Raw genomic sequence first — 2,833 nt, 5'->3', positions numbered from 1 at the left:
GGGTGATATCGGTAAGGCTGCCAATGGCCCGGGTCAGCCGCCCATCGCCGTCACGCTCGAGAGCCTTGCCGCGGTCGAGGATCCAGATCCAATGGCCATACTTGTGGCGCATGCGGTACTCGGCCTCGAAGAACGGCGTCTCGCCGGCGAGATGGGCGCGATCGGCCTCGTCGACAATCGCTCGGTCGTCCGGATGGATCATCGCCAGCCAGCGATCGGGGTCGCCGTCCAGCTCGCCATCGGCATAGCCCAGCATCTTCACCCAGGTGGCGGAATAGGTGGTGCCGCCCTTGCGCAGATTGAAATCCCAGACGCCCTGGCCGGCGCTGGCCAGCGCGAAATTCCAGCGCGTTTCGGCCTCCGCGATGCGCGCATCGGACTTCTTGCGGGCGTCGATGTCCTCGATCTGCGACACCAGATAGAGCGGCCGGCCGCTCTCCTCGTCGCGGATCACCGACCCGGCAAGCTGCGCCCAGACCGGCGTCCCATCCTTCCTGAGATATCGCTTCTCGAAATGGAAGGAATCGATCTTGCCTTCCTTCAGGCTCACCATCGTGTCCCGGCCGATCTGCAGGTCGTCGGGATGTGTGATCTGGAAAAAGGTTTTCGCCTCGATCTCCTCGCGACTGTAATCGAGCATGGCGGCGAAGGCCGGGTTGGTCTGCACGATGCGGCCATCGAGCCCGACGATGGCGACGCCGATTGCCGAGTCCTCCATGGCGCGGCGGAAGCGCTGCTCGCTTTCGGCGATCTGGCGGCGGTCGTCGACGATCTGGCGGATGAAGAAGGCGGCGAGGAACAGGGACGCCGCGATCATGGCGTCTGACACCTGCAGGCTGAGCTTGAGGGTCTCGGCGCCGAGATCAAGGCGCGACGACAGGATCGAGGCCGCGGCGGCGACAAGGCCGACCGCCATCAGGATCAGCGCTGCGTATCTGCCGGCCCGCGGGCCTTTCCAATTCCACCACGTCACAAAGTGTTCCACCCCAATGCGCAATCGCACGCCGATGCAACCCTGGCGGATCGATTTTAAGGAAAGGTTGCATCGGGGACGCAAGCGACGATGCTAACCGGCAAACAATTGCCGGCATGATTAAGGATCGGTGTGCGCGGCGCTACCAGCGTACGAAGAACCGCCCGCCGAGCGCTCCGAGGCCGGTGAGGATGATAACCGCGATCGTGTACCAGGTGGCGATGAAAAGCGGAGAGTCGTCGAAGCAGTGCACGGCATAGAAGGTCGCCGATACTCCGCCGGCGAGCAGGCCGGCGACCGCGCCCGCCAGCACCGGCCGCGTCGGAGCGCCATGGCGCAGCATCCTCAGGAAGACGGCGAGCGGCCCGAGGCCGATCAGCGGGATGAAGGTCATGCAGATCATCATGTTGGAGCCGACCAGCCGCGTGCCCCATTCGACCCGGGGCACCACGAAAAGTTCGAGGATCACCGCCACGGCCACCAACACGGGCGCGACGGCCATCCACGCCATCGCCCGGGAGGTCGGCGCACCGGGGCTCGACAGGGCCCGGATCAACACGAAGGCGCTGACGGCGAGCGCGATGGTGAAGACGAATTTGGACAGGAACCGCATGGTGTGCATGGCCGACATGAGATCGGGACGCGGACCGATGGTTAGCCAGAACACCGCCGCCGCGATTGCCCCCGCCGCCGCGATGGCCATCCACCAGGCGGAGCCGAGCGGCATCGCCTTGCCGCGGACATCGGCGTCGAGCGCCTTGATGAGATCCTCGGTCCTCATGTCACTGTCGTCCGAACCGTTTGGCTATGGCGGCAAGGCCGCGATGCAGCGACACCCTGACCGCCGTCTCGCTGATCCCGAATTTCGCCGCCGTCTCGCCGATCGAGCGGCCCTCGACCGACACCGCCGAGACCACCGAGCGCTGCGCCGGCGGCAAGCTCTCCAGCACGCGGTTGATGTCGCGTTCGCTCACCGTCTCGGTTTCCGGCTCGGCGAAGGTCTCGGCGATCTCGTCGATCTCGACCTCGATGCGCCGCCCGCGCCGCCGGAAGGCGTCGATCAGCTTGAAGCGCGCAATGGCGTAAATCCATGGCAGCACCGGCGCGTCCTGGCGCCAGGTATGCCGTTTGACGTGAATGGCCAGCAAGGTTTCCTGCACGACATCCTCGGGGTCGACCCCGCCCTGAACGATCTTGCGCCGGGCAAAGCCGCGCACGAGAGCGGCCGTCCGCGCCAGAAAGCCGGCGTAAGCCCTTTCGTCTCCCGCGATCGCGGCCTTGAGCAACCGGGAAAGCTCGGCCTCGTTGTTGCCGGTCACAAGAGTTTTCTCCCCCGATGTTCGCGCCTCGGCGCTGATTTGTTACGTGGCCGGCGAAATAATGTCCAAGCCAAAGTGCTGGAGAATCACGAAAGCGTGCGCCCCGGCGACCGAATGAAGCAGCCCATCAATGTTGACTATCCAAATCAGGTATTGGTAGGTGCAGCGGAGCCAACAAAGACCATCAGATCGAGGACGACGCCCATGAGAATAGCCCTTTCCACGCTTGCCGGCGCCACGGTGCTGGCGCTCGGCCTGTTTGCCGCCCCGGCCATGGCCGAGGATGCCGGCATCGTCGTCTACAACGCCCAGCACGAGAGCCTGGCCAAGGAATGGGCCGCTGGCTTCACCAAGGAAACCGGCATCAAGGTGACGCTGCGCAATGGCGGCGACAGCGATTTCTCCAACCAGATCGTCGCCGAGGGCGCGGCCTCGCCAGCCGATGTGTTCCTGACCGAGAATTCGCCCGCCATGGCGCTCGTCGAGGCTGCCGGCCTGTTCGCGCCGGTCGACGCCGACACGCTGGCGCAGGTGCCGCAGG

Annotated in this window: 4 protein-coding genes; 1 reads left to right on the top strand and 3 read right to left on the bottom strand. The window is 65.3% G+C overall.

What is annotated here, in order from left to right:
* The 3 genes from EN745_RS33045 to EN745_RS33035 form a co-directional block, all read right to left on the bottom strand.
* Positions 1-973 (bottom strand): PAS domain-containing protein (locus tag EN745_RS33045; RefSeq protein ID WP_245487898.1); only part of this gene is annotated, 973 nt, incomplete at its 3' end.
* Positions 974-1,115: 142 nt separating this feature from the next.
* On the bottom strand, positions 1,116-1,754 hold the full coding sequence (locus EN745_RS33040; RefSeq protein ID WP_127423188.1) for an NrsF family protein: 639 nt from the start codon (positions 1,752-1,754) through the stop codon (positions 1,116-1,118).
* Between the two features lies 1 nt (position 1,755).
* Positions 1,756-2,292 carry a sigma-70 family RNA polymerase sigma factor gene (locus EN745_RS33035; protein ID WP_127423187.1) on the bottom strand — a complete coding sequence of 179 codons (537 nt, stop codon included), beginning with the start codon at positions 2,290-2,292 and terminating at the stop codon, positions 1,756-1,758.
* 204 nt (positions 2,293-2,496) lie between these two features.
* Here EN745_RS33035 and EN745_RS33030 point away from each other — a divergent pair.
* A partial coding sequence (locus EN745_RS33030; RefSeq protein WP_127423186.1) for an extracellular solute-binding protein occupies positions 2,497-2,833 on the top strand: 337 nt, incomplete at its 3' end.

The organism is Mesorhizobium sp. M4A.F.Ca.ET.022.05.2.1 (genome assembly GCF_003998845.1).
Classification (GTDB): Bacteria; Pseudomonadota; Alphaproteobacteria; order Rhizobiales; family Rhizobiaceae; genus Mesorhizobium.
Note: the sequence above shows the minus strand (reverse complement) of the source record. Positions and strands in the feature narration are given on the sequence as shown.

What these genes read in the sequence shown, in the direction of transcription:
- EN745_RS33040 (WP_127423188.1), bottom strand. Translation starts at nt 1,754, where the DNA reads ATGAGGACCGAGGATCTCATCAAGGCGCTCGACGCCGATGTCCGCGGC.